The organism is Ruegeria sp. CF5, from assembly GCF_056537325.1.
Map to the genome: position 1 here is coordinate 265,702 of NZ_JBQFRI010000002.1, position 25,240 is coordinate 290,941.

Here is a 25,240-nt window from a genome sequence, read left to right on the forward strand (position 1 = left end):
AATCACTTGGCGGGTCCCGAAACCGTTGTTATCATCCTGACAGGAAACACGGGATCTGCATGCGACACACGCTGCCAATAGCGCCACAATTCTATGTGACGGCCCCACAGCCCTGCCCCTATCTTGAGGGCCGGATGGAAAGAAAGCTGTTCACGGCACTACAGGGCGAAGGTGCGGAACGACTGAACAACTCTTTGTCGCAACAAGGGTTTCGACGATCTCAGAATGTTCTCTACCGCCCGTCCTGCGCAGATTGCGCGGCGTGCCTGTCCGCCCGGATTGACGTGTCCAAATTCCGCCCCACCAAAAGCCAGAAACGCGCAGCCAGACGCAACGCATATCTGGAACGGCGCGCAACATCGCCTTGGGCCACCGATGATCAGTTCGAATTGTTCCGTCGCTATCTAGATGTCCGCCACGCTGACGGCGGAATGGCGGATATGGACGTGTTCGAGTTCGCTGCAATGATCGAAGAAACACCAATCCGCAGCCGCGTCGTGGAGTATTCCGACACCCGAACCGGCGACCTGATCGCCGTCAGTCTGACCGATGTACTCGAGGACGGCCTCAGCATGGTCTACTCCTTCTACGACCCGCTACAGCCGCAGAATTCACTCGGCACCTACATGATCCTGGACCACATCGACATCGCCCGCGAAGCCGGGCTGCCGTACGTCTATTTGGGCTACTGGGTGCCCGGCAGCCCAAAGATGGGTTACAAGGCAAAGTTCGCCGGGCTTGAAGTTTATATGAACAACGCCTGGCAAAGCGTCCCGAATCCCGAAAGGTTTTCCCGCACCTCCAGCCACCCGCTCTCGACGGCACCTATTGCCGAGCAGGTCGCCAACATACAACTCCCTGACAGACATCCAACCAAAGGCTGATCCCGCATGCAGCAAAGCCTTTACGCCGTCACTCTGGTAGTGCCGGACTATGACGACGCGATCTCGTTCTATGTCGGGACACTGAATTTCTCACTGGATCAGGATCTGGACCTTGGCGGCGGCAAACGCTGGGTCCGCGTGACACCGCCGGGATCAAGCAATGGCTCGTTGATCCTGGCACTGGCTGACGGGGCTGATCAGCAGGCAGCCATCGGAAATCAAACCGGAGGGCGCGTAGGTTTTTTCCTGTCCACTGACGATTTCGCCCGCGATCACTCTACGATGCTGGCCAAAGGTGTTCATTTCGAGGAGGAACCGCGCCACGAGCCCTACGGTACGGTCGCAGTCTGGCGCGACCCTTTCGGTAACCGTTGGGATTTGATCCAGTTCGCCTGAAACTCTTCCTTTCGCCCAAAATATCCCGGGGATGAATTGGCCATCAGGCCAAGAAGGGGCAGCGCCCCTTCGCGCCCAAACGAAAAAAAAGGGGGCCATCTGGCCCCCTTTTCAATTTGATATCAGCGATCCCAGATCAGTTCGGAATCAACTCGGGAACGATCGTCACGATTGTCGGGAACAACCACAGGATCGCGATCCCGACCACCTGAATGATCACGAAAGGAATGATCCCTCGATAGATATGCCCGGTCGTGACCTCTTTGGGTGCCACACCGCGCAGATAGAACAGCGCAAACCCGAACGGTGGTGTCAGGAACGAAGTCTGCAGGTTCACCGCAACCATGATCGTCACCCATTTCGGATCAAACGACCCGCCATAGATGACCGGTCCCACAATCGGGATGACGATATAGATGATCTCGAGGAAATCCAGCACGAAGCCAAGGACAAAAAGCACGAGCATCACGATCAGGAAAACCGTGAACTCATTGTCAAAGCTCTTCAGGAATTGCTGGATATAGTGCTCTCCCCCGAAAGAGATCACCACAAGGTTCAGCAGCTGCGACCCGATCAGAATGGTAAAGACCATCGACGTGACCTTGGCGGTTTCACGTACGACCGGCGTCAGAACACCACTTGCAAACAGCACCCAGCACCCGAAGATCAGCCCGAACAAAGCGTACAGATATGTGGCATAGGCCAGTACGAACGCGATCCACGTTTCGACCGTGACGCCGCCCTGATTGATCCGCAGGTCAAAGTTCACCCCGATCAGCAAGCAGATGATGATGGCGAATGTAGACCAGATGATGACCTTGCCCGAACGCCCCTGATCCTGAAGCTTGCGATACGCTGCCAGCATGATGGCCCCACCTGCCCCAAGCGCCGCTGCAGGCGTCGGATTGGTGATACCGCCCAGGATCGACCCCAGAACGGCAATGATCAGGACCAGTGGCGGAAAGACGACACGGATCAGATCATTCGTTGCACAACGGGCTGCGGCTTCCCTGCAGCCATAAAGCGCAAGCAGGGCAGGCAACGCCAGAATAACGAACGTAGCACCCGAGGATGTCAGCGGTGTCACCAGCAGAATGTCGGCCAGCAGGACCAGCAACAATCCGATACCGCCCAAGATAAGCGGTTGCGGTGAACGCGAAGGGGCGATGCCACGGCCGAGAACAAGCGTCAGACCAAGCAATACGACGAAGACGGCAACGCCTGTGCCAATCGGTGCGGCTCCGGCAATTTTTGCCTCACGGGCTGCCGTGATTTCTTCCTCGCTCAGTCTCTGCGATTGCGACACTCCGCCCGCCGCGTCGATCTGTTCCTGCTCGGCCACGGCCTGATCCCAGGCCGACTGACCGTGCAGTTCGATCATGGACGCCTGACATTCAGCGGATACGTTCGTGCGCAGGGATGCCCCTTCGGAAATGTCCGAGAACCCCGAAACCGAGACATCCTGACTGCCGATCAGACCGACACTGCCCATCAGAACTGCGCCAACGATCAGGCCCACGGGTGCAGCCAGCAACCATGTCAGCCCTTCGGCGCGGGTGATCGGCTCACCACTGCCGCCGGACATGGCAACTGCCGGTGCTTTTTCCGGGTTCAGCATCGCATAGCCAAAGGCGTAAAGCGCATAAAGCAGTGCCAGCATGATGCCCGGCAGCAGCGCGGCCTGAAACAGCGTACCCACGGACACAACCGCAGGCTCACCCAGATAGGTCAGCGCATCCGAACATCCCGCCTCGACCGCGCGGGTTTCCTGCGCCGTCGAATACAGATCGCCTGCCAGCGTCCCCAGCAGAACGATAACGATGGACGGTGGAATGATCTGCCCCAGCGTACCTGACGCGGCAATGACCCCGGTTGCCAGTTCCGGTGAATAGTTGTTGCGCAACATCGTCGGCAGGGCCAACAGACCCATCGTGACAACGGTCGCGCCCACGATGCCGGTCGATGCCGCAAGGAACGCGCCCACGACCACAATGGAAACGGCCAAACCGCCCGGCAGCGGGCCAAATACACGCGCCATTGTCGTCAGCAGATCATTGGCGATCTTGGACCGTTCCAACGTGATGCCCATCAGAACAAACATCAGAACCGCCAAAAGTGTCTCGATGGATTGCCCTGCCAGCACCCGTTCGTTCATACGGTTCACGATGAACGATACGTTGCGGTCCAGCGCGGTTTCCCATCCCGACACGAATACCGGTTCGGCTATTCTTGGCAAATCCGGGTATCGGAACACGGATATGACATCTGGTTTGACGCCCGAATTCACAACATCCCGATAGGCCTGCGAACTCGTGTCTATCGCCTGATGTATAAGCAGCCCGGCGCTGTCCAGTGCAGCGATAATCCCGAACGAGATGATCCCGGCACCGCCGATGGCGAAAGCCACCGGGAACCCGGATAGGATACCGCCGAAAAGGCAGAAAAATACGATAATGAGGCCGATTTCGACGCCATCAAGTCCGAATAGCATTGTCTTGGTCTCCGTCCTTAATGTGCGCCTTCATAGGCTTCTTCGCCCTCGCCAAGGCTATCCTTGTCGAGGTATTTACCGGCACTTTCGGGCCCTTCCACATATTCCAGATACGACCGGTACAGGAACGCAATTGCGTGCAGGAACACCATGCCGGCGAACGCCACCAGCAGTATCTTGAACAGGAAGTAGCCATTAAAGCCGTTGGGGCTGAACCCGATGGTTTCGACGTTCCAGCGCAACGCGCGGGACTTCATAACCAGCCGGTCCAGGGTATCGCTTGCGGATGGTTTCGGCACAATCAGGTGCCGCCACATGAAGTACCAACCGTACATCCATGTCAGCACAGCCATGGGCATCATGAAGAACACCGACCCCAGCATGTCGACCACCCGTTTGCCCCGGTGGCTGAGCCCCGCATAGATCAGGTCGACGCGAACATGGCCGCCCTGAACAAAGGTGTAGGTGACGCACAGGCAAACGACCATGGCATTGTACAGCTTCAGTTCTTCGGCATACCAGCTGATGTCCATTTGGAACGGAATACCCAGACCAAATGCCATATCGGGCCGGGCAAAAACACGCTGCATGAAAACGATGACGATTTGCTGGATCACCATCAACAGGCCCGCCCATGCGAAAAAGCGGCCGGTGGTGTTGGCAAATCCTTCCAGCCCGCGGACCATGCCCCACATGAAATTCCGATAGTACAGGCCGATGGCCGTCAGAACCAGAAACAGGGTGAAGACCACAAAGAAGAACTCGACAGATCCGCCATAGTAGACAAAGCGCATGATCGCCTCTTTGTCCGACCAGTTCAGCCAGAGCTGCGGATGCGTGATGGCGTATCCGAAATTATAGAAGGCCTCGGCGATGTTCTGAACGAACCAGATCAGTCCGTTCCATAGGGCGCCGAAGAAGGAGATACCGTTATCGTCCTGCATTTTGTCCCCGGTTCGTCAGTTGCTATGCTTATGTTAGCGGACTTTTCCAATCCGTGCATGTGCAACAGGAAAAGCTCCCCCGCGGTTGCGGGGGAACCAAAGTGCTACAAGATCGGCGATCAGCCGCGAACGCGGTCGCGCTGTCCGGTATAAACACCCGACGACATGTTCAGCCAAGCAGACGACGCGGCCATCGATTCCATGGCGCTGTCGTTGATCTTCTTGAACAGCTCGTCGCCCATGTTCTCGTCCAGAACTTCCTGGCTGGCCTTGCCGAACGCATCCCAGACGCTGTCCGGGAATTCCAGAACCTTGACGCCGCCCGCCTGTAGACGCTGCAGGGCTGCACCGTTGTTGGCCAGGAACTGTGCCAGGTTCCACTGGTGGCATTCGCCAGCCGCGATCTCGATGATCTTCTGCTGAGCAGGTGTCAGGCTTTCGAATACTTCGCGGTTGGTCGCCAGCGACAGACCTGCACCCGGCTCGTGGAAGCCAGCGGTGTAGTAGGTCTTGGTGATTTCCTGGAAGCCTGCTTTTTCGTCGGCCCACGGACCGATCCACTCGGTTCCGTCGATCGCGCCGGACGACAACGCCTGATACACTTCCGAACCCGGAATGTTCTGAACCGACGCGCCCAGTTTGCCCAGTGCCTTGCCGCCCAGACCCGGCATACGGAACTTCAGGCCGTTGAAGTCTTCGGGGCCATTGATCTCTTTCGAGTACCAGCCGCCAGCCTGCGCACCGGTGTTACCGGCCAGGAATGATTTCAGGCCAAAGATCTGACCCAGTTCATCATGCAGTTCTGCACCACCGGCATGATAGTACCAGTTGACCATTTCCTGCGCGGTCATGCCGAACGGAACAGCGGTGAAGAAGGCATAGCCCGGGTGCTGACCAACAAAGTAGTAGTCGGCCGCGTGATACATATCCGCTTGGCCCGACGACACCGCGTCAAACACTTCAAACGCGCCAACCAGTTCGCCTGCAGCCTTGATATCAACGGTCAGGTTGCCGTCCGACATGGTGGTGATGCTGTCGGCGCAACGCTGCGCGCTGTCGAACACCCCGGCCAGACCACGACCCCAGGACGTAACCATGGTCAGCGTGCGCTTACCCTGCGCATACGCCGGAGCGGCCAGCGAGGTCGCCGCAGCAGCCGAGCCGCCGATTGCGGATGTTTTCAAAAATGAACGACGATCCATGTGAGTGATCCTCCCCTACACAATTCTATTGCCCGGATGTGCTCCGGGTCAGTCGTTTCCAGTGCGCGCCAGCCTAATGACGGAGTCGTGAATGTGAATACCAAGTACTGCGTAGACGGATCGGTTTTTTGACAGAAACGAATGAACCATGTCCATTTTTCCCGGACTTACGATGCAACACTCACGCGGAATGGTCGCCGTGATCTATTCCTTTTGCAATTTCGCCCCGGCTTGCGTAACGATTCGGACATGCGTCCACTCCGCGATATGATTTCACTCACATACGCCCAGAAGCTGTCGCTTGTGGCTGCGATTCCGCTGGTGGCTGCGGTGGCTGCCATCGCTGTGATGGTGACCTACGAAGCCCGCGCCACTGCTGACCGCGAAATCAAGGCGCTGGAACGCAGGCTGATCGAAGCCAAGAAAGAAGAATTGCGAAACTATGTGACCCAGGCACGCAATGGGTTTGCCTATATCTATGGTCGCGCCGCGCCGGATGATGAGATCGCCAAGAACCTTGTCACGCAAATCCTTTCGGCGATGATCTATGGCAAGGACGGGTTCTTTTTTGTCTACGACTATGACGGCACCAACCTTGTCAGCCCCCGCCAGACCGAATTCATCAACCGCAACTGGGAAGGTTTGACCGACAGCAACGGTACACCGGTCGTGGATGAGTTTCTTCGTCTGGCACGGCAAGGCGCAGGCTGGCACAGCTTCATGTGGCAAAAGCCCTCGACCGGGGACGAGGCGATGATGATTGCCTATGTGGTGGGGTTGCAGGATTGGCGATGGGCCGTAGGGACAGGCGTTTTCATCGACGACATCGTGGCCACCGTGGCTAATGCCCGCGCCGAGGTCGAGGCGCGGGTGCGGCGCACGTTCCTTTATATCGGCGGCATCGTTCTGGCCGCGCTTCTGATCGTGTTCGTTTCGGGAATGCTATTGAATTTCCGCGAGCGCAGACTGGCCGACGCCAAACTCAAGGAACTGACCCAGCGCGTATTTGATGCGCAGGAAGAAGAACGGGGCCGCGTTGCCCGTGAATTGCATGACGGCATCAGCCAGATTCTGGTTGGCGTACGCTATGCGCTGGACAATGCCCGCCGCAGACTACAGCGCGGGGACGATGGTGGTGCGCGTGACCCTCTCGACAAGGGGATCGACAATCTGGGCTCGGCCATCACCGAGGTGCGCCGCATTAGCCGCGACCTGCGTCCCGGCGTTCTGGACGATCTGGGACTGGGTCCTGCGTTGAAGGCGCTGACCGACGATTTTCGCGAACGCACCGGGATCGAAACCGAATTCACTACCGTCGTATTCCGCAACCGGCTGGATCAGGACGCCAAGATTGCGCTCTACCGCATTGCACAAGAAGCGCTGACGAATATCGAACGTCACTCTGGCGCCACCCGTGTCACGATCGATCTGCGCGGCCACAAAAGGGGCGCAACCATGCGGATCACCGATAACGGCCGCGGGTTACGCCGCAGGCTGGGAGAAATCACTCCGGGGATCGGCCTGCGAAACATGCAGGAAAGGATCGAACAGCTTGACGGATCGCTGCGCATTCTGTCATCACGCGGCGCGCAAAGTGGTACGGTAATCGAGGCCAGCCTGCCGCTAAGCCGCCTTCTGCCGCCGCAGGAAGATGCCACACCCAAAGGAAAGGCCGGTTCATGATGTCCGATACGGTTCGTGTCCTTATCGTTGATGACCACCCGATGGTGGCCGAGGGTATTCAGTCGATACTGGAAAGCTATGATGACATCCGGGTCGTCGGAACCCTTGGCACCGGTCAGGAAGCGGTGGATCAGGTCGAGGCGCTGCGCCCGGACGTCATCCTGATGGATCTGAACATGCCCGGCCTTGGCGGCCTTAGCGCGACCGAGATCATCCTTGAACGCCTGCCCGACACGCGCATCCTGATTTTGTCGATGCACGACAGTCCCGAATATATCTCGACCGCGCTCAGCCATGGCGCCAAAGGTTATGTTCTCAAGGACGTTCCTACCGAGGAAATCAAACAGGCCATTGATGCAGTGATGCAGGGCGAGCGGTACCTGTGCACCGGGGCCAGCGGCTCACTTGAACCCAAAGGCGACAGCACACGCGAGGCATTGACGGGCCGCGAACAGACGATCCTGCTGCAACTGGCACAGGGCAAATCCAACAAGGAAGTGGCGAATGCACTCGATATCTCGGTGCGTACCGTCGAAACCCATCGCAAGAACATCAAGCGGAAGCTGGGCATTTCTTCGACGGCCGGTCTGACCCGCTATGCGATGGAGCACGGAATGCTTCAGGGAACAGGCGTTGGATTCTGACCCGCCCATTCGTTTGGCAATCAACAGCGACACCTTCGCCTGCACTTCACAGCAACGATCAGTGACGGGCTGACGCGGCTCAATCCAACAGTTGATCTCCGCGCAACCCTTCACGCTCATAATGATGGGGCAGCACGCGACCATAAAGCTGCTTGGTCCTCTCGACCCCGCCACACATGCCTTCCGTCTCAACAAACGAGAAAATACCAACATACCGCTTTTGGGCGCCGGAAACCGGCTTGACCCGGTGCAGCGCGTAGCGGCCCTTGAAAATCTGCAGATCGCCGGGATTCAGGGTCAGCTGGCGCACCTTTGCCATGTTTCCCTGCAGGATCGAGGTCACCCCAGGGAAATTCTCGTCCTCGGAACTGCGCAGGTTTGAGGCATATTCGAACTCTCCCCCCTCCTCTCCGTTTTGGATCGCCAGTGTCACGGTGAAGTTGTTGGTATCAAAATGCCACGGAAACCCCTGCCCCTCTTCTACGACATTGATAATGACATCCGCCAACGGGTCATCATATCGAAAGAACCGGTTTTCGGGCTCATCCAGCGCGGTGCGGATGAACGGCATAAAGCCTTCGTATTCATAGATTCGCCGCAACGGGCTGGATTTCGGGAAATTGTCTGCGGGAACAAAAGCATTTGAACGGTCAAAGAACTGGCGCACCGGATGGGATGGCGCCAGCGATGGATTATCCTTGCTGAAATATGCATTGGTCCGGTTGAAAGATCGATGCGCCTTGGACGCGACAGCGTCGGCTTCTTTGACTAGCTGCCCGACACCTGTTTCATGCACGAAACCGGGCAATACAGCACAACCATCATCTTCCAGTTCGCGTCTCAGGTCAGCGATCAGCCTGACATAGGCCGGCGAACCTAGCCTGTCGATTGGATAACGCCCCAAATCAATAAGGTCCTGCATCATAATCCGCACTCCATATTCAACCAATCTCGGATCAGCGTGAACTGTGTGAGCGGTAACTTCAGGTCAATTTCGGACATTGCGCTGACGGTTTTGAACCATCGCGGCATTCCCGGATCAAATTTACGAGGGGTCATTTCCCGGATATTCCCAGCATGCGGCAATCTGCGCAATAAAATGTCGCAAAATCCACCGCTCCAGACAGGAAATTTACACGATTGACGGTTGACGCCCCCTGCCCCCGCTCATAATGTCCCCTCCAGCAAAAAGGAGCCTCTGGCGATGAACACGCTAGTCGTAATCGTAGGAACCTCGCGCATGGGCCGGTGACGGTGAACCATAATCGAACCCATGCGCCTCCGAAAAATCGGGGGCTTTTTTTTATGCTGAATGCAAGACACATGTCGCGAACGGAGCAAAGCAGATGACACGTGAGATGACCGGCGCAAAGATGGTGGTTCAGGCCCTCAAGGATCAGGGCGTGGACACGGTATTCGGGTATCCCGGTGGCGCCGTGCTGCCGATCTATGATGAGATCTTTCTGCAAAACGACATCCGTCACATTCTGGTGCGCCACGAACAGGGTGCGGTACACGCAGCCGAAGGTTATGCCCGCTCAACCGGCAAACCCGGCGTGGCGCTTGTGACATCCGGCCCCGGCGCGACGAATGCGGTGACCGGATTGACCGACGCGTTGATGGATTCGATCCCGATCGTGGTTCTGACCGGTCAGGTTCCGACATTCATGATCGGGTCCGACGCCTTTCAGGAGGCGGACACCGTTGGCATTACCCGCCCCTGCACCAAGCACAACTGGCTGGTTAAGGACACCGACTCTCTGGCCGAGACGCTTCACGAGGCTTTCCACGTGGCAACCGCAGGTCGACCCGGCCCGGTTCTGATCGACATCCCCAAGGATGTACAGTTCGCGACCGGCGAATACTCCTCTCCGAAGCCGTCGGTTTCGCACTACCAACCAGTCGTCAAAGGTGACCTGGAAGAGATCACCGAACTTGTCGCGGCCATGGAAACGGCAAAGAAGCCCGTGTTCTACACAGGTGGCGGCGTGATCAATTCGGGCAAGGCCGCCAGCCAGCTTCTGTGCGAGCTTGTAGACTCAACCGGTTTTCCGGTCACATCAACCCTGATGGGGCTTGGAGCATATCCGGCATCGGGCGAAAACTGGCTTGGTATGCTGGGAATGCATGGCCTGTATGAGGCCAATATGGCGATGCACGATTGCGATTTGCTGATCAACGTCGGCGCCCGTTTCGACGACCGGATTACCGGCCGGATCGACGCCTTTTCACCCAACTCGAAGAAGGCGCATATCGACATCGATCCGTCCTCGCTCAACAAGGTGATCCGTGTGGATATCCCGATTGTCGGCGACGTTGCACATGTGCTTGAGGACATTCTGAAGGTCTGGAAATCGCGCGGACGCAAGACCGACGCGACCAGCGTTAAGGAATGGCAGGCGCAGATCGCGGACTGGCGCAAGGTGAACTGCCTTGCCTACACCAACAGCGAAAAGTCCATCAAACCGCAATATGCCTTGCAGCGGCTGGAAGAGCTGACCAAAGGTCATGACCGCTATGTCACGACCGAGGTTGGGCAGCATCAGATGTGGGCGGCGCAGTTTCTTGGTTTCGAGGATCCGAACCGCTGGATGACGTCGGGCGGATTGGGCACCATGGGCTATGGGTTCCCGGCTTCGATCGGTGTGCAAATGGCACATCCGGATGCGCTGGTGATCAACGTCGCTGGTGAAGCTTCGTGGTTGATGAACATGCAGGAAATGGGCACCGCCGTTCAGTACCGCCTGCCCGTGAAGCAGTTCATTCTGAACAACGAACGCCTTGGCATGGTGCGCCAGTGGCAGGAACTGCTGCATGGCGAGCGCTATTCGCATTCATGGTCCGAAGCCTTGCCGGATTTCGTTAAACTCGCCGAAGCGTTTGGCGCCAAGGGTATCTGCATCAGCGATCCGGCTGATCTGGACGACGCCATCATGGAAATGATCAACTATGACGGTCCGGTCATTTTCGACTGTCTGGTTGAAAAGCATGAAAACTGCTTCCCGATGATCCCGTCAGGCAAAGCCCATAACGAGATGCTTCTGGGCGAGGCCGAAACGCAGGGCGTGATTCAGTCCGGCGGCGCGGTTCTGGTTTAACAAAATTCGACGAATTTTGTCGGGCGCCCGATGCGCCCGACACTCTCAGGATGATGAAAGGGACATAAATGTCTGCCCTACATATCAAAAAAGGCTCCACCCGCCATTCCGCCTATAACCTACGTCCAACGTTTTCCGATGTGCAGGAACAGCACACGATTGCCGTTCTGGTAGAAAACGAACCGGGCGTTCTGGCCCGTGTAATCGGCCTGTTTTCCGGCCGCGGTTACAACATCGAAAGCCTGACCGTGGCCGAGGTTGACCATACCGGCCACCTCAGCCGGATCACCATTGTCACCAAGGGCACACCGCAGGTTATCGAACAAATCAAGGCCCAGCTGGGTCGGATTGTAACCGTCCATGACGTACATGACCTGACCGTTGAAGGCCCTTCGGTCGAACGCGAACTGGCCATTATCAAGGTTGTCGGCGCAGGAGACAAACGGGTCGAGGCGCTGCGTCTGGCCGATATATTCCGTGCCAATGTTGTGGACAGCACGCTGAATTCCTTCATCTTTGAAATCACCGGTGCACCAGACAAAATCGATGCTTTTGCGGACTTGATGCGCCCTCTTGGATTGGTGGAAATCGCACGCACTGGCGTTGCCGCGTTGTTGCGCGGCGAATAGCCAAACATTACACGCCCGGCTGCCGCCTTGCGGCGCCGGGCCAGCGCGGCTTCCCGGCGCCTCAGCAGCAATGATTGGGCTTAGGCGGCTAATCCCAATTAGTGGCGCCATCTATTTTTTGGTTTCGGCAAATACTCGGCATTTGGCGCGCGTATTCAAACGTGACCAAGGTGCCCCCTCAGCTTGGGACAATTCGATTACCGCAAACAAATTTGTCGCTGTGAGAAATGTCAAAGTCGCGGAAATCCAAGCGCCGGGTTGTCAGATGTGGCTAGCATCCTTCGTATGGAGGAGAGAGCATTGTCCGATAGCACCACCAGTTTGTCAGATGTCCGGCAGCCAATCGAGAACGCTCATGGGCTACCGAATGAACACTATACCGACGCAGCCGTTCATTCCGAGGAATGTCAGGTTCTGCTAAAAGATGGCTGGGCCGGATTGGCGGTGACAGCGGATGTGCCTGAACCGGGCGACGCCAAACCCATTGAATTTCTTGGTATTCCCCTGTTGTTGCTTCGCGATCGTCAGGGTCAGGTGCGGGTATTCCAGAACATCTGTCGCCACAGGGGCATGATACTGGTCGAAGAACCGCGCAAGATCGAAGGTGCAATCCGTTGTCCGTATCACAGCTGGTGTTATTCAACCGAAGGCAAACTGGTCGCGACACCGCATGTGGGCGGGCCGGGACAGAACTCACATGAGGGCATCAAGCGCTCGGAACTTGGACTGATCGAAGTGCGCAGTCATATCTGGCGCGAGGTCGTATGGGTCAACATCTCGGGCAGTGCACCGGAATTTGAGCAGGAGAACGAGCATCTGATCAAGCGTTGGGCCGAGTTTGACAAGCCACTGTATCACGGTGGTCCGGAAAGCGCCTTTCGGCTGGACGTGAACTGCAACTGGAAATTGGCAGTGGAGAACTACTGCGAAAGCTATCACCTGCCCTGGGTACATCCCGGTCTGAACAGCTATTCCCGGCTGGAAGATCATTACCACATTGAAGAGCGGGGCCTGTATTCTGGTCAGGGAACGCTCGTCTATCGTCAATTGAAAGCCGAAGATGGCAGTGTGTTCCCCGACTTCGAAAATCTGAGCGACCATTGGGACACTGCCGCCGAATATATCTCGGTGTTCCCGAATGTCCTGCTGGGCGTCCATCGCGATCATGCGTTTGCGATCATTCTTGTTCCCGAGGCACAGGATCGCACTTCCGAACATATTCACCTATTCTACGCGACCGCCGACACCGACGAGGAACTGCGCCAGAAGAACTCGGCACAGTGGAAGCTGGTCTTTGAAGAAGATGTTTTTGTGGTCGAGGGCATGCAGCGAGGGCGCGCCGCTCCAGGCTTTGATGGCGGCCGGTTCTCACCGGTGATGGACGGACCGACGCACCTGTTTCATGATTGGATTGCCGGGAAACTGCAGACCCATCGAACGCCGCAGGCGGCTGAATGAGCGATCTGGACGCGCGGTTGCTACGTGCGCATGAGGCTGCCGACCAGGCAGCCTTGATCAGGCTTTACGAGGAAGCCGCAAACGCGGCTTCCGATGATGTTGCGCGGGGTTTTTACCTGACGCATGCCTATATCTACGCGCTCGAATCTGGCGCGCCCGAGGTTGAACACCTGCGCCAGCTCCTGATTGCAACGGGCCGTGAGGTTCCTTCGTAAGCACACCATACGCGTGTACGGTGTGCCCCGCTTAATGTTGGCATTAATCGCCGTCCACATCGGTAATCTGGCGGTACAGATGCCAGCTGGCGTGCCCTAGCAAGGGCAGAACAAGAAACAACCCCAGAAACCACGGCGCCATGGCCAGAAACGTCAAAATGGCGATGAACACGCCCCAGACAAGCATGACTTTGGCATTGGTGCTTACATAGGCATAGCTTGAGATCATGGCGGTTACGAAATCCAGTTCCCGGTCCAGCAGCATCGGGATCGACAGAACGGTAAGCATGTAAAGCAGCGTGGCAAAAACCGCCCCCACCACCGATCCGACGGCCAGCATCGTAAGGCCATTGAGGGTCTGAAAAACCTCCAGCGACGAGGATATGTTTGTCATCGTGGACAGCCCCATGAACAGGGCAAATATCATGTGCCCCAGAAAGAACCAGAACAGGAACATCACCACAATGATGGCGCAGATAGATGGCAACTGTCTGCGGCTTTGCTGAACAACGACGCCAAAAACGGCCCCGAAATCAAGCGGCTCACCCTGCTCAAGCCTGTGCGACACTTCGTACAGGCCCACGGCGGCGAATGGTCCGATCAATGGAAATCCGATGGCAGCAAGGACCAGCCAATAGGTTGTTCCGGTGCGGATGGTGATCCAGGCCATTGCCCAACCCGCCAAAACGTAGAACCCGGCAAACAACAACCCGAACAAGGGCGCCCGCTTGAAATCACGCCACCCCTTGCCCAACGCCTCGCGCAGCATGTCGAAATCGACCGGCTTCAGCTTGGGAACGCCAAATGGTTTTTCCATCGTCACTCTTTCCTCCCCCGTTCTCAGATCGCCGGTCTTTGCTGCGGCCATTCCGTTGCGGCGTGATATGCTGCAGCCAACGACAACAAATCGGCGTCCGCCCCCCTTTTGCCGAAAATCTGAATACCCATTGGCAGGCCCGCATCGCCAAACCCCGCAGGCGCCGCAACACAGGGCAGCCCCAAAAGGCTGACCGGAGTCATCACCTGCATCCACCTGTGATAGGTATCCATCTCTCTGCCCGAAATCTCGGTCGGAAAAGGCAGCTTTGCATCAAAGGGCCAGACCTGCGCAGCCGGCAGGATCAGCGCATCATATTCCTCGAACAAGGACGCGGCCCGCCTGAACCAGGTGGAACGAATGACGCTGGCGCGCTGGACATCCATGGCGCTCATTTCCAGCCCGCGATCCAGTTCCCACTGGGCGCTGTCTTTCAGATGGGCGCGCCTCTCGGCCAAAGCCTCCAGACCACTCGCGACGCTCCATGAACGCAGGGTGATCCAGCTTTCCCATATCTGTTCGGCCTCGAATGGCGGTGCCGCGGCCTCGACCGTGCAACCCAGGTCTTCGAGCACTTTCAGGGCGGCTTCGCAGGTCTCCAGAACGCCGTCTTCCATCGGAAAGGCTCCGTCCCAGTCACCCAACCAGCCCAATCGCAACCCTTTGACGTCGCGGGTGGCCAAGGGCGACACTGGCGCGCTGTGGAACGTATGCGGTTGCCGTGGGTCCGGGCCGGACATGACATCCAGAAGAATGCCCAGATCTGCAGGGCTGCGCGCCATCGGACCCAGAGTCGAAAGCTGATGCAGGAACGTATCACCGACGGGTTCGGATGGCACACGTCCCCAGGTCGGTCGAAAGCCGTAAACGTTGTTCCAAGCTGCCGGGTTGCGCAGGCTGCCCATCATGTCGGAACCATCCGCAAGCGCCACCATACCCGTTGCCAGCGCGACTGCCGCCCCGCCCGATGATCCCCCGCATGACCGGGTGGAATCGTATGGATTGACCGTTGCGCCATAAACCGGATTGAAGGTGTGAGACCCAAGGCCGAATTCGGGAACATTCGTCTTGCCGATCAGAATTGCACCGGCAGCGCGTAGTCTTGCCGCGATCAGATCGTCCGATTTCGGGACGTGGTCGCGAAAAATCGGAGACCCTTGCGTTGATGCAATCCCAGCAACGTTGACCAGGTCCTTCACCGCAATCGGCAATCCATGCAGCGCGCCTCTGTTCGGGCCCGAATCCAGCGCTGCTGCTTCATCCATCAATTCCCCTTCGTCCCGCAGCGCGACGATGGCATTGACCCCGTCATTGACCGACGCGATGTGATCAAGCGTCTGGCGCATAAGGCTTGTCGCTGACAGACGCTGGTTTGACAGGTCGGCCAGAAGGTCAGCGGCGGAAGTTGTGTTCAAATCCATAGGCATAGGTTCCCGGGGCTGCGTGCGGTCAGCCTAGCGGCGCATCCAAGCCATTTAAACCCACTGTTTTAATGTATGTTTTCCAGCTTGCCAAAGGCAAAGCGCCCAGCTCAACTTAGCTTGACGCTGAAGCGCAGATTGCTGTCCCGACCCAGCCAGCGTTTCATGCAAAAAAATATCACAATGAAACTCAGCACCAGCCACAAACCACCCCACAGCATCGTGGTGCCACCGAACTGGTCCGCCAGCATACTTGCGTCCGACTGTATGCCCGGGCGACGGATGGTATCGTCGAAAATATCATAGGGAACGTAGATTATGCTGGTCAGGCCGATCACCCGCAGAGCCATGTCGCAGACCCGCCTGTCCAGATAACGCGCCATGGCCAGCATCGACACGCCCATAGCCACGCAGAAGAGCATCGGGAACGGATCACGAATGTACAGAAGCGTCACCAGCAGCATGACACCTCCGAACAGGCCAAGCACAACACGGTCGGCGCGGGTTCGCAGCGCGACGATCAACAGCCCCATTCCCAAAAGCAACGACCCAAGATACCCGGCGGTCAGAATGAAAAACGCGTTGCCACCGCGTGTGATCGCGTGGCCACCCTGCTGAACCGACAGCGAAATGTCCTCGATCGCACCACCCGTCAGAATGGCAGCAAGCCCGTGTGACAACTCGTGCAAAAAGACAACCAGAATCTTCAGCGGCAACACGACAGGCGTGTTCCAAAAGGCAAACACAAGCACCGTGATCAGAATGAGCTGCCAGTGGCCCCTGAGAACTTGCATTTCAAACGCGCCGCCAACCCGGCCTTAGCCCTCGGATTGGGCCTCGGAACGGCTTTTGCCCGCGACATCCAAGGCCAGCGTGGCAGCCATGAAACCGTCCAGATCGCCGTCCAGCACACCTTTGGTATCCGAAGTTTCAAAGTTGGTGCGCAGGTCCTTGACCATCTGATACGGCTGCAGAACGTACGACCGGATCTGGTTGCCCCACCCCGCATCGCCTTTGGCCTCGTGCGCTGCGTTGATCTCGGCGTTGCGGCGATCCAGCTCTTGCTGATACAGGCGTGATTTCAGCGCTTTCATGGCGATATCGCGGTTCTGGTGTTGCGACTTTTCCGAGCTTGTCACAACGATCCCGGTCGGGATGTGGGTAATCCGTACCGCCGAGTCGGTGGTGTTCACGTGCTGACCGCCCGCACCCGAGGACCGATAGGTATCGACACGGATTTCCGACGGATTCACTTCAATCTCGATGTTGTCGTCAACAACAGGGTACACCCAGACCGAGCTGAACGAGGTATGCCGCTTGGCCGCCGCATCAAACGGTGAAATCCGCACCAGACGGTGCACGCCACTTTCAGATTTCAGCCAGCCATAGGCGTTGTGCCCAGAAATCTTGTAGGCCGCGGATTTGATGCCTGCCTCTTCACCGGCCGTTTCGGATTGCAATTCGACCGTATAGCCCTTTTTCTCGGCCCAGCGGACATACATCCGCGCCAGCATCGAGGCCCAGTCGCAGCTTTCAGTCCCGCCCGCGCCCGAGTTGATTTCAAGGAAGGTGTCGTTGCCGTCGGCCTCGCCATCCAGCAGCGCCTCAAGCTCTTTCTTGGCGGCTTTTGCCTGCAGCTTTTTGATCGACTCCTCGGCGTCCTGAACGACTTCCTCGTCCTCTTCCATTTCGCCCAGTTCGATCAACTCGATATTATCGTTGAGGTCGGTCTTGATGGACTCATAGGTCTCGATGGCATCGACCAGCAACTGGCGATCGCGCATAAGTTTCTGCGCGTTCTCGGGATTGTCCCACAGGTTTGGATCTTCGACACGCGCGTTGAATTCCTCCAACCGGTGCGGCGCGGTCTCATAGTCCATGCGCTGCGCCAGCAGCTCCAGCGACTTTTGTATTTCCGCCACGATGTTCTGGGTTTCGGCGCGCATGGTTTCGTCCCAACTTGCTCAATCAGGCCTGCGTGATAGCAAGAGGCGCGACCCACCACAAGATGAGTGGCAAGCGAATACGCGCTTTCAGTCTTTCGTCATCAGACGCACGCAGTTCCGCAATCAGTCATTTGTACATGACACGCGCGGCAGTTCGTCAATAAACGCCGCCCGTGGTCAAATCACCCTGATTTGCCTTCGGTCCGATAATGATGACCTTGCCTGTCGAAGTCTTGACCTGCCGCCCGGCGCGCTGCGCCTCTTCGAACAGCGGCAGTTCCGACCCGATGGCAAAGCCGCCATCGTAGACGCGGTCAAATATGGCATCCACGCCATCGCGGAAATATTCGGCCACAACGTATTCACCGCTGGCGTCTTCCGGCAGTCGGGCGCCAGTAATGCGGTCGATCTTGATGAAATGGCCACCCGCCGGCACCTCAAACGGTCCACCGCCATATTTCTCGACCGCCTTTTCCATGAAGCTCTGGAATACGGGTCCACACATCGAACCGCCATAGGCCCCACGCCCCATCGGACGGGGACGGTCATATCCGATATAACAACCGGCAACGATGTTGGACGTAAACCCGATAAACCAGACGTCTTTGGCGTCGTTGGTTGTACCGGTCTTGCCAGCCGTCGGAACAGGCAGGTTCACAACACTTGCCGCCGTGCCCCGATCCACCACGCCTTTCATCATCGACGTCAGCTGATAGGCGGTGATCGCGTCCATCACCTGCTCGCGGTCATCCACAATACGCGGCGAGGCATTGGGCCTGATCTGGTCCGAGTTGCAGTCCACACATTCGCGGTCGTCGTGGCGATAGATCGTCTTGCCGAACCGGTCCTGAATACGGTCTACCAGCGTTGGTTCGACCCGCTCACCGCCGTTGGCAAACATCGCATAGGCGGCAACCATCTTATAAAGCGTTGTTTCCTCGGCCCCAAGCGCGTTGGCCAGATAAGCGCCCATATGGTCATAGACACCGAACTTTTCGGCGTAACCTGCAACCACCGGCATCGTGACCTCCTGCGCCAGTCGAACCGTCATCAGGTTCCGCGAGCGTTCGATCCCGGTACGCAGCGGCGTTGGGCCGTAGAATTTGTTCGATGCGTTTTTAGGCCGCCACAGTCCCTGTGGGGTGTTCACCTCGATCGGAGCATCCACCACGATGGTTGCCGGGCTATAACCGCTGTCCAACGCCGCTGCATAGACAAACGGTTTGAAACTGGAGCCCGGCTGCCGTTGCGCCTGCGTCGCGCGGTTAAAGACCGTGTCCTGATACGAGAACCCGCCCTGCATCGACAGAACGCGGCCCGAGTTCACGTCCATCGCCACAAAGCCGCCCTGTACCTCTGGTACCTGACGGGCCGACCATTGGCCCTCTTCCCCGGCAACCACCAGAATTACGTCGCCACGTTTGAAGTTGGCACCGAAATCACCCTGCATCCATTTGATGTCCGAACGCGGGATTACGCCATCGGCCGGACCATCTTCGATCCCCACGGTCAGGGATTGTTCGGCAACGCTCAGTACCACTGCGGGATACCAGCGCGTCGGAAGAACCACATCGCGCGGGATTTCCATGATCGCCAGCGCTTCGCGCCACTGCGTTTCATCGGCCAGTTTCTCTTCGGGGATCACCTCGCCCGTACCGCGCCATCTGCCGCGAGAGCGGTCGTATTTCTGCAATGCTTCACGCAATGCACGCGCGGCTTCCACTTGCATTTCCTCATCAATTGAGGCGCGCACGCTGAAACCGCCGGTAAAGAACTCGCCTTCACCAAAATCCTCGCTCAACTGCCGCCGGATTTCGTCGGTGAAATAGTCACGCGGCGGCAAAGCAGTGCGGAAGCTTTCGAAGTCGCCGTTCTGAACGGACCGCAGCGGCATATCAACCTCGACCTCATAGGTCACTTGATCAATGTAGCCATTCTCGCGCATCTCGCGCAGGACATAGTTTCGACGGGCCAGCAGCCGCTCTTTCTGTCTAACCGGATGGTAATCCGACGGCGCCTTGGGCATCGCAGCCAACATGGCGGCCTCATGCGGTGCCAATTCTTGCAGTGTCTTGTTGAAATACGTCTGCGCCGCGGCCGTTACCCCATAGGAGTTCTGACCCAGAAAAATTTCGTTCATGTAGAGTTCGAGGATCTGCTCCTTGTCCAGCGTGTCCTCAAGCCGGGTCGCAAGGATGATTTCCTTGATCTTGCGCTCGGCCCGACGGTCGCCGGACAGTAGAAAGTTCTTCATGACCTGCTGCGTGATGGTCGATGCGCCGCGAACGGTTTCGCCCTTGGTTTTCACCGCTTCGACACCGGCTGCGACGATCCCGCGAATGTCATAGCCCTGATGGGAATAGAAATTCTTGTCCTCAGCTGAAATAAAGGCCTGTTTCACCAGATCCGGAATTTCCTCGGACGGGGTGAAAAGGCGGCGTTCCTGCGCAAATTCGTCAATCAGATTGCCTTCGCCCGAATAAATCCGGCTGATTGTCGGCGGCTTGTACTGTGCCAGCGATTCATGGCTGGGAAGGTCGCGCCCATACATCCAGAACACCGCCCCGATGGTCAGGGCGGCCATAAAAATACCCAATGTCACGAGGCTGAAAATTGCCCCGAAGAACGAAAGAATGAACCGGATCACGTTGCTGCCTTTTTTCCGCGGTGCCGCCTATATAGTGCCGCCCCGCCCAAGGGTCAAAACACGAAGGCGCTTTTTAGCCATTTTGCGCCGCAGGGTCACTGGCCAATCAATGATCTCTTGGCCAGATCCTCCTGACGCCATTTTTCCAGCCCCAGATGTATTCCTTTAGCCATCGACGCGCGCCATTCCGGATTCTTGATGTTTTTCACGTCTCTGGGGCTGGACAGAAACCCAAGCTCGACAAGAACCGACGGGATGTCCGCCGCCTTGAGCACCGAGAAAGACGCCTTTCGGATTGGCCGACGGTTCATCGGACCGCCCTGCTGCCCCATCCCATCCGCCAAAGCCTGTGCTAGAGACCGGGTTCGCGGCAGCGTTTCCAGCCGCGCCAGGTCCAGCAATATATCGGCAACCTGATCGTCCGCACCACTCAGATCGACCCCTGAAATCAGATCGCCCCGGTCATGCCTTTCCGCCAGTTTGGAACTGGCAATATCCGATGCAGCTTCGTCCAGCGTATAAACCGTCGCGCCATGGGCCAGCCCCTCGGACAGGGCGTCTGCATGAAGCGATATGAATACGTCCGCCCCAGCGCGGTGCGCCAGCGCTATCCGGCGTTCCAGTGATACAAACTGATCATCCGCGCGGGTCATCACGACCTCGAACCCTTCAGCGCGCAGCAGTATTTCCCGCAATTCGCGGGCAAATGTCAGCATCAGCGTCTTTTCATCGGTTTCACCCGCTTCGGCCCCCGGATCAATGCCGCCGTGCCCCGGATCGAGCATCACACGCAGGGGGCGGTCAGCAGGGTCTCCGGTAATCCCCCCGACCTGAGCGGGTTCCGGCAAGTCCCATCTGGGATCGTTGGGTGCACCGGCGCCTGCCGCAAATTCTTTGGCGTCTGTCTTTTGCAACTCCAGCTTCAGAACCGCCGCGCCTGTCACGGTATCAACACGCAACTCGGCCTGCCCGACCGCAAGCGGTTTCCCCAGATCCAGCACCATGCGCGACCAGCCCGGCACGTAGGTGCCAAAGCGCACCCCTTCGATACGGTTCGTCTGCAGAAATTCCTCTGGATTCAGGCCGGTCCAATCCACTTCCTGAAAATCCAGAACCAGTCTGTATGGCTCGTCCAGTGTGAACACACGGTAGGGCACCCCCTGACTGAGGCCCAGTTGCATCAGCACGCCCGAAGAACCGGCCTCGGCAATCCGGCTGTCAGCGGGTTCGACACGGGCCAGCGCGCTAAAATTCTGCGCCTGCGCCACGCCGACAAGCGCCCACCAGAGCGCAAAGATAATAAGAATTCTGCTCATGGCCTCAGCTTGGTCCGAGATCGTTTGTCATAGAGCCTACAGCACGCAGCAGCCCTTGTGAACGCCTTAGACTTCGACCGACTCTGCTGAAATCGCACCGCGCGCGGTCATGAAGGTTCGCAACCGCTTAAGCCCCTCTTCGATATCAGCGGTGGACCGGGCATAAGAAAAGCGCAACGTTGTATTGCCCCGCACAGGATCAAAATCCAGTCCCGGTGTCACTGCGACACCCGCCTGTTCCAGTATTTCCGCCGCAAAGGCGCGGCTGTCATCAGTCAGGTCCGAGACATCCGCGTAAACGTAGAAAGCACCATCCGGCGGTGCGATGTTGGTAAACCCGGCTTTCGGCAGCCCCTCCAACATCAGTTTGCGGTTCTGGCGATAGACATCCAGATTGGCCTGCAACTCGTCCTCACATTCCATTGCAGCCAGAGCCGCCACCTGACTGGCATGAGGGGCGCAGATGAACATGTTTTGTGCGATGCGTTCGACAACACGAACCTGATCCTCGGGTACGACCATCCACCCGACGCGCCAGCCTGTCATCGAGAAATACTTGGAAAACGAATTTATGACATAGCATTCGTCCGTCAGTTCCAGCGCTGTGACAGCCTTGGCCTCGTATTCCAGCCCATGATAAATCTCGTCACTGATGAACGAAGCACCCTGCCCATGCGCCGCCTCGATCAGCGCCCGCATCGCCGCGTGATCCAGCATCGTGCCGGTGGGATTTGCGGGCGACGCCACCATGAGACCTGCAAGATCAAGCCCCGCCAAATCCGCAGGAACAGGTTGCAGCCGATTTTCCGGCGCCGTCGGAATATCCACCGGAACCAACCCCAACGCGCTTAATATCTGGCGGTACGAGGGGTAGCCGGGCGCGCCGATGCCCACTCGGTCGCCACTGTCGAAAAGGGCGGTAAACGCCAGCAGAAATCCACCGGATGAACCGGGCGTGACGATCACGCGTTCAGGGTTAAGGTCCACATCGTACCACTGGCCGTAAAGCTTTGCGATCCGTTGCCGCAACTCGGGAATGCCCAGCGAAACGGTGTACCCCAAAGGAGAATCCCCCATGGCCTTCGCCAATGCCTCCACCGCCCCTTTGGGCGCGCCGGTTCCGGGTTGGCCAACTTCCATGTGGATAATGTGACGGCCGGCTTCTTCGGCCTTTCTTGCGGCCTCCATCACATCCATCACGATAAAGGGATCGACCTTGGACCGGCTTGAGTTTCTCATGCCCTTCTCCCATGTTGCAGCCATGGCTTTTGAACGCTTATCCCGGCTGGCGTCAATCCCGGCCCTTGCTATGGCACTTGCCGCATGGCTTTTGAGTGCAATTCAGGTAAGCGCGCAGGGTCTTATTCGTGATCCGGATATCGAACACGGTCTGCAAGAACTGGCGTTCCCGGTTCTGCGCGCTGCTGGCCTGAATACAAACCGGGTCCGCGTTCTGGTGGTGAACGACCTGCGTTTCAATGCGTTCGTAATCGATCACAACACGATCTTTGTGAATACCGGCCTTATCCTAAGCGTTGAAAGGGCTGATATGCTGCAGGCGGTGATCGCCCACGAGGCAGCACACATCGCCAATGGCCATCTGGCCCGACGCTCTGCCAACCTGCAGGCCGCGCAGCGTTATGCAACCTTGGGCACGGCACTTGCTCTGGTCGCCGCTGCAGCTGGGGGTGGTGAAGCCGCAGGTGGTATCGCGGCAGGAACCGCAAGCTCTGCGCTGCGGGGTTTCCTCAGCCACACGCGCGCCGAAGAATCCGCCGCAGACCGTTCTGCGGCCAGTTATCTGCGGTGGGCCGACATTTCACCAAAAGGTATGGTCGAGCTTCAGCGGAAGTTTGCAGGTCAGGAATTGCTGACCTCCGCCAATCAGGACCCCTATTTCAGATCACACCCCATGAGTAGGGACCGTCTGCGCGCAGCCGAGGCCTTTCTGGACGAATTCGGCGACAGAGCCCCTGCAAACCCGAACGCCGACTATTGGTTTGCCCGTGTCAAAGGCAAGCTTTCGGCATTCACGCGCTCTCCGTCATGGACGCTGCGCCGGGCCCACGAAGAGACAGAAGACGATATCCGTCTGATGCGCGAGGCATCGGCACATCATCAAAACCGAAATCTGTCAAAATCACTGGCGGCAATCGACGGTGCCTTGGCCATCCGGCCTGACGATCCATATTATTACGAGTTGAAAGGGCAAATCCTGCTGGAGAACCGCCGGGTTAACGAAGCCATTGCCGCCTATCGGAAAGCTCAGGAACTGGCGCCAAACAATGCACTGATTCTGGCCGGGTATGGTCGGGCTCTGCTGGGCACCGGGCAGTTCAAGGACGCCATACAAGTACTTGAAAAAGCTCGTGCAAGAGACTATCGAAACGGCCGCTTGATGCAGGATCTGGCGGTTACTTATTCACAATTGGGAAACAACGGCATGGCATCGACGGTGACGGCGGAAAGATTCGCCCTGCAGGGCCGCCTGATTGATGCCGGAATTCACGCAAGGCGCGCCATAGGACAGTTGCCCGAAGGATCACCGGGTTGGCAACGAGCTCAGGATGTGTTGATTGCATCGGAACGCGCGCAGAAAAGGAAGAAACGAAAATGATGATCAGACTTGCCGTCCCGGCCCTTCTGGGGCTTTCCATGCTGTCCAGCCCCGCGCTGTCTCTGGACCTGAATTCGATGAGCGACGCCGAAAAGGCCGAATTCGGCGCGCAGGTGCGCGAGTATCTGCTTGAAAACCCCGAAGTCATCATCGAGGCGATCAACATCCTCGAAGAGCGTCAGGCTGCCTCTGAGGCATTGGCGGACAAGGAACTGGTCGCCAGTAACGCGGATGAATTGTTCAACGACGGATTCAGCTGGGTCGGCGGCAATCCCGAAGGTGACATAACTCTGGTCGAATTCATGGACTATCGCTGCGGCTACTGCCGCCGCGCCGTGCCCGAGGTGGACAACCTGCTGAAAGAAGACGGCAACATCCGGTTGGTCATCAAGGAATTCCCGATCCTCGGAGAGGCGTCGGTTACATCCTCACGCTTTGCCGTGGCGACAAAACACGTCGCAGGCGATGACGCCTACAAGCAGGTTCATGATGCATTGTTGGAATTTGGCGGCGATATCAGCGAGGTCACCCTGCGCCGCATCTCGGACGGTCTTGGGCTGGACACCGATGCGATCATGACCGCCATGAACAGCGACAAGGTGACCGAAGAAATCTCGAAAACCCGTGCTTTGGCGCAACGGCTGCAAATCTCGGGAACGCCGACTTTCGTGCTCGAGACGGAAATGCTGCGCGGGTATCTGACGGCGGATCAGATGCAAAACATCGCCAACGGCGTCCGCGCCGACAAAAGCTGACGTTATCGGAACGCCCGGTTGACCTGACCACTCAACCGGGCTGTTTCATAGGTGTCGAAGTACGCCGATGTTCAGCC

The 25,240-nt window shown here is 57.7% G+C and carries 21 protein-coding genes; 10 read left to right on the forward strand and 11 right to left on the reverse strand.

Annotated features, from left to right (window positions below):
• The first annotated feature begins 59 nt into the window (after nt 1-59).
• Both ACR0NW_RS07550 and ACR0NW_RS07555 read left to right on the forward strand, forming a co-directional pair.
• Nucleotides 60-884, forward strand: a complete 825-nt coding sequence (locus ACR0NW_RS07550; protein ID WP_480449843.1) for an arginyltransferase — start codon at nt 60-62, stop codon at nt 882-884.
• A gap of 6 nt (nt 885-890) precedes the next feature.
• On the forward strand, nt 891-1,280 hold the full coding sequence (locus tag ACR0NW_RS07555) for a VOC family protein (protein WP_480449844.1): 390 nt from the start codon (nt 891-893) through the stop codon (nt 1,278-1,280).
• 136 nt (nt 1,281-1,416) lie between these two features.
• Here ACR0NW_RS07555 and ACR0NW_RS07560 read toward each other — a convergent pair whose 3' ends face one another.
• The 3 genes from ACR0NW_RS07560 to ACR0NW_RS07570 form a co-directional block, all read right to left on the reverse strand.
• The gene (locus ACR0NW_RS07560) at nt 1,417-3,771 is read right to left on the reverse strand and encodes a TRAP transporter large permease subunit (protein ID WP_170652041.1); all 2,355 of its coding nucleotides are present in this window, start codon (nt 3,769-3,771) and stop codon (nt 1,417-1,419) included.
• Between the two features lie 17 nt (nt 3,772-3,788).
• Nucleotides 3,789-4,715, reverse strand: coding sequence for a TRAP transporter small permease subunit (locus ACR0NW_RS07565; protein WP_170652039.1), 927 nt, complete (start codon nt 4,713-4,715; stop codon nt 3,789-3,791).
• 119 nt (nt 4,716-4,834) lie between these two features.
• Nucleotides 4,835-5,917 (reverse strand): TRAP transporter substrate-binding protein, encoded by a 1,083-nt coding sequence (locus ACR0NW_RS07570; protein WP_170652037.1) that lies wholly within the window; start codon nt 5,915-5,917, stop codon nt 4,835-4,837.
• A 249-nt stretch (nt 5,918-6,166) separates the two neighbouring features.
• Between ACR0NW_RS07570 and ACR0NW_RS07575 the strand changes: the two genes are divergently transcribed.
• Nucleotides 6,167-7,600, forward strand: coding sequence for a cache domain-containing protein (locus ACR0NW_RS07575; RefSeq protein ID WP_170652035.1), 1,434 nt, complete (start codon nt 6,167-6,169; stop codon nt 7,598-7,600).
• Nucleotides 7,600-8,244, forward strand: coding sequence for a response regulator transcription factor (locus ACR0NW_RS07580; RefSeq protein WP_170652033.1), 645 nt, complete (start codon nt 7,600-7,602; stop codon nt 8,242-8,244). Before ACR0NW_RS07575 ends, ACR0NW_RS07580 begins: the two co-directional genes overlap by 1 nt.
• 79 nt (nt 8,245-8,323) lie before the next feature.
• Here the strand turns inward: ACR0NW_RS07580 and ACR0NW_RS07585 are convergent, their stop codons facing one another.
• Nucleotides 8,324-9,169 (reverse strand): HalD/BesD family halogenase, encoded by an 846-nt coding sequence (locus tag ACR0NW_RS07585; RefSeq protein ID WP_480449845.1) that lies wholly within the window; start codon nt 9,167-9,169, stop codon nt 8,324-8,326.
• A gap of 421 nt (nt 9,170-9,590) precedes the next feature.
• Here ACR0NW_RS07585 and ACR0NW_RS07590 point away from each other — a divergent pair, with 421 nt between their 5' ends.
• The 4 genes from ACR0NW_RS07590 (at nt 9,591) to ACR0NW_RS07605 (ending at nt 13,644) form a co-directional block, all read left to right on the forward strand.
• Entirely contained in the window at nt 9,591-11,342 is a 1,752-nt protein-coding gene (locus ACR0NW_RS07590; protein ID WP_480449846.1) for an acetolactate synthase 3 large subunit, read from the forward strand.
• Nucleotides 11,343-11,410: 68 nt separating this feature from the next.
• Nucleotides 11,411-11,971, forward strand: coding sequence for an acetolactate synthase small subunit (gene ilvN, locus ACR0NW_RS07595; RefSeq protein WP_170652027.1), 561 nt, complete (start codon nt 11,411-11,413; stop codon nt 11,969-11,971).
• Nucleotides 11,972-12,271: 300 nt separating this feature from the next.
• On the forward strand, nt 12,272-13,429 hold the full coding sequence (locus ACR0NW_RS07600) for an aromatic ring-hydroxylating oxygenase subunit alpha (RefSeq protein ID WP_480449847.1): 1,158 nt from the start codon (nt 12,272-12,274) through the stop codon (nt 13,427-13,429).
• Complete coding sequence (locus ACR0NW_RS07605) at nt 13,426-13,644, forward strand: hypothetical protein (RefSeq protein WP_480449848.1); 219 nt, start codon at nt 13,426-13,428, stop codon at nt 13,642-13,644. The genes ACR0NW_RS07600 and ACR0NW_RS07605 overlap by 4 nt, the downstream gene beginning before the upstream one ends.
• A gap of 43 nt (nt 13,645-13,687) precedes the next feature.
• On the opposite strand, the gene ACR0NW_RS07610 is transcribed toward ACR0NW_RS07605, so the two are convergent.
• The 7 genes from ACR0NW_RS07610 to ACR0NW_RS07640 form a co-directional block, all read right to left on the reverse strand.
• Entirely contained in the window at nt 13,688-14,461 is a 774-nt protein-coding gene (locus ACR0NW_RS07610; protein ID WP_480449849.1) for a DUF2189 domain-containing protein, read from the reverse strand.
• 23 nt (nt 14,462-14,484) lie between these two features.
• Entirely contained in the window at nt 14,485-15,882 is a 1,398-nt protein-coding gene (locus ACR0NW_RS07615; protein WP_480449850.1) for an amidase, read from the reverse strand.
• Between the two features lie 110 nt (nt 15,883-15,992).
• Nucleotides 15,993-16,676: a M50 family metallopeptidase gene (locus ACR0NW_RS07620; protein WP_480449851.1), complete on the reverse strand. Its 684-nt coding sequence runs from the start codon at nt 16,674-16,676 to the stop codon at nt 15,993-15,995.
• A gap of 24 nt (nt 16,677-16,700) precedes the next feature.
• The gene (prfB, locus tag ACR0NW_RS07625) at nt 16,701-17,828 is read right to left on the reverse strand and encodes a peptide chain release factor 2 (RefSeq protein WP_480449852.1); all 1,128 of its coding nucleotides are present in this window, start codon (nt 17,826-17,828) and stop codon (nt 16,701-16,703) included.
• Nucleotides 17,829-17,985: 157 nt separating this feature from the next.
• Nucleotides 17,986-20,475: a penicillin-binding protein 1A gene (locus ACR0NW_RS07630; protein WP_480449853.1), complete on the reverse strand. Its 2,490-nt coding sequence runs from the start codon at nt 20,473-20,475 to the stop codon at nt 17,986-17,988.
• A 95-nt stretch (nt 20,476-20,570) separates the two neighbouring features.
• Complete coding sequence (locus ACR0NW_RS07635) at nt 20,571-21,791, reverse strand: N-acetylmuramoyl-L-alanine amidase (protein WP_480449854.1); 1,221 nt, start codon at nt 21,789-21,791, stop codon at nt 20,571-20,573.
• 66 nt (nt 21,792-21,857) lie between these two features.
• On the reverse strand, nt 21,858-23,030 hold the full coding sequence (locus ACR0NW_RS07640; protein ID WP_480449855.1) for a pyridoxal phosphate-dependent aminotransferase: 1,173 nt from the start codon (nt 23,028-23,030) through the stop codon (nt 21,858-21,860).
• Between ACR0NW_RS07640 and ACR0NW_RS07645 the strand changes: the two genes are divergently transcribed.
• Entirely contained in the window at nt 23,029-24,408 is a 1,380-nt protein-coding gene (locus ACR0NW_RS07645) for a M48 family metalloprotease (RefSeq protein ID WP_480449856.1), read from the forward strand. The two genes, ACR0NW_RS07640 and ACR0NW_RS07645, sit on opposite strands and share 2 nt — an antisense overlap.
• Nucleotides 24,405-25,163, forward strand: coding sequence for a DsbA family protein (locus ACR0NW_RS07650; RefSeq protein WP_480449857.1), 759 nt, complete (start codon nt 24,405-24,407; stop codon nt 25,161-25,163). Before ACR0NW_RS07645 ends, ACR0NW_RS07650 begins: the two co-directional genes overlap by 4 nt.
• Nucleotides 25,164-25,240: the final 77 nt, after the last annotated feature.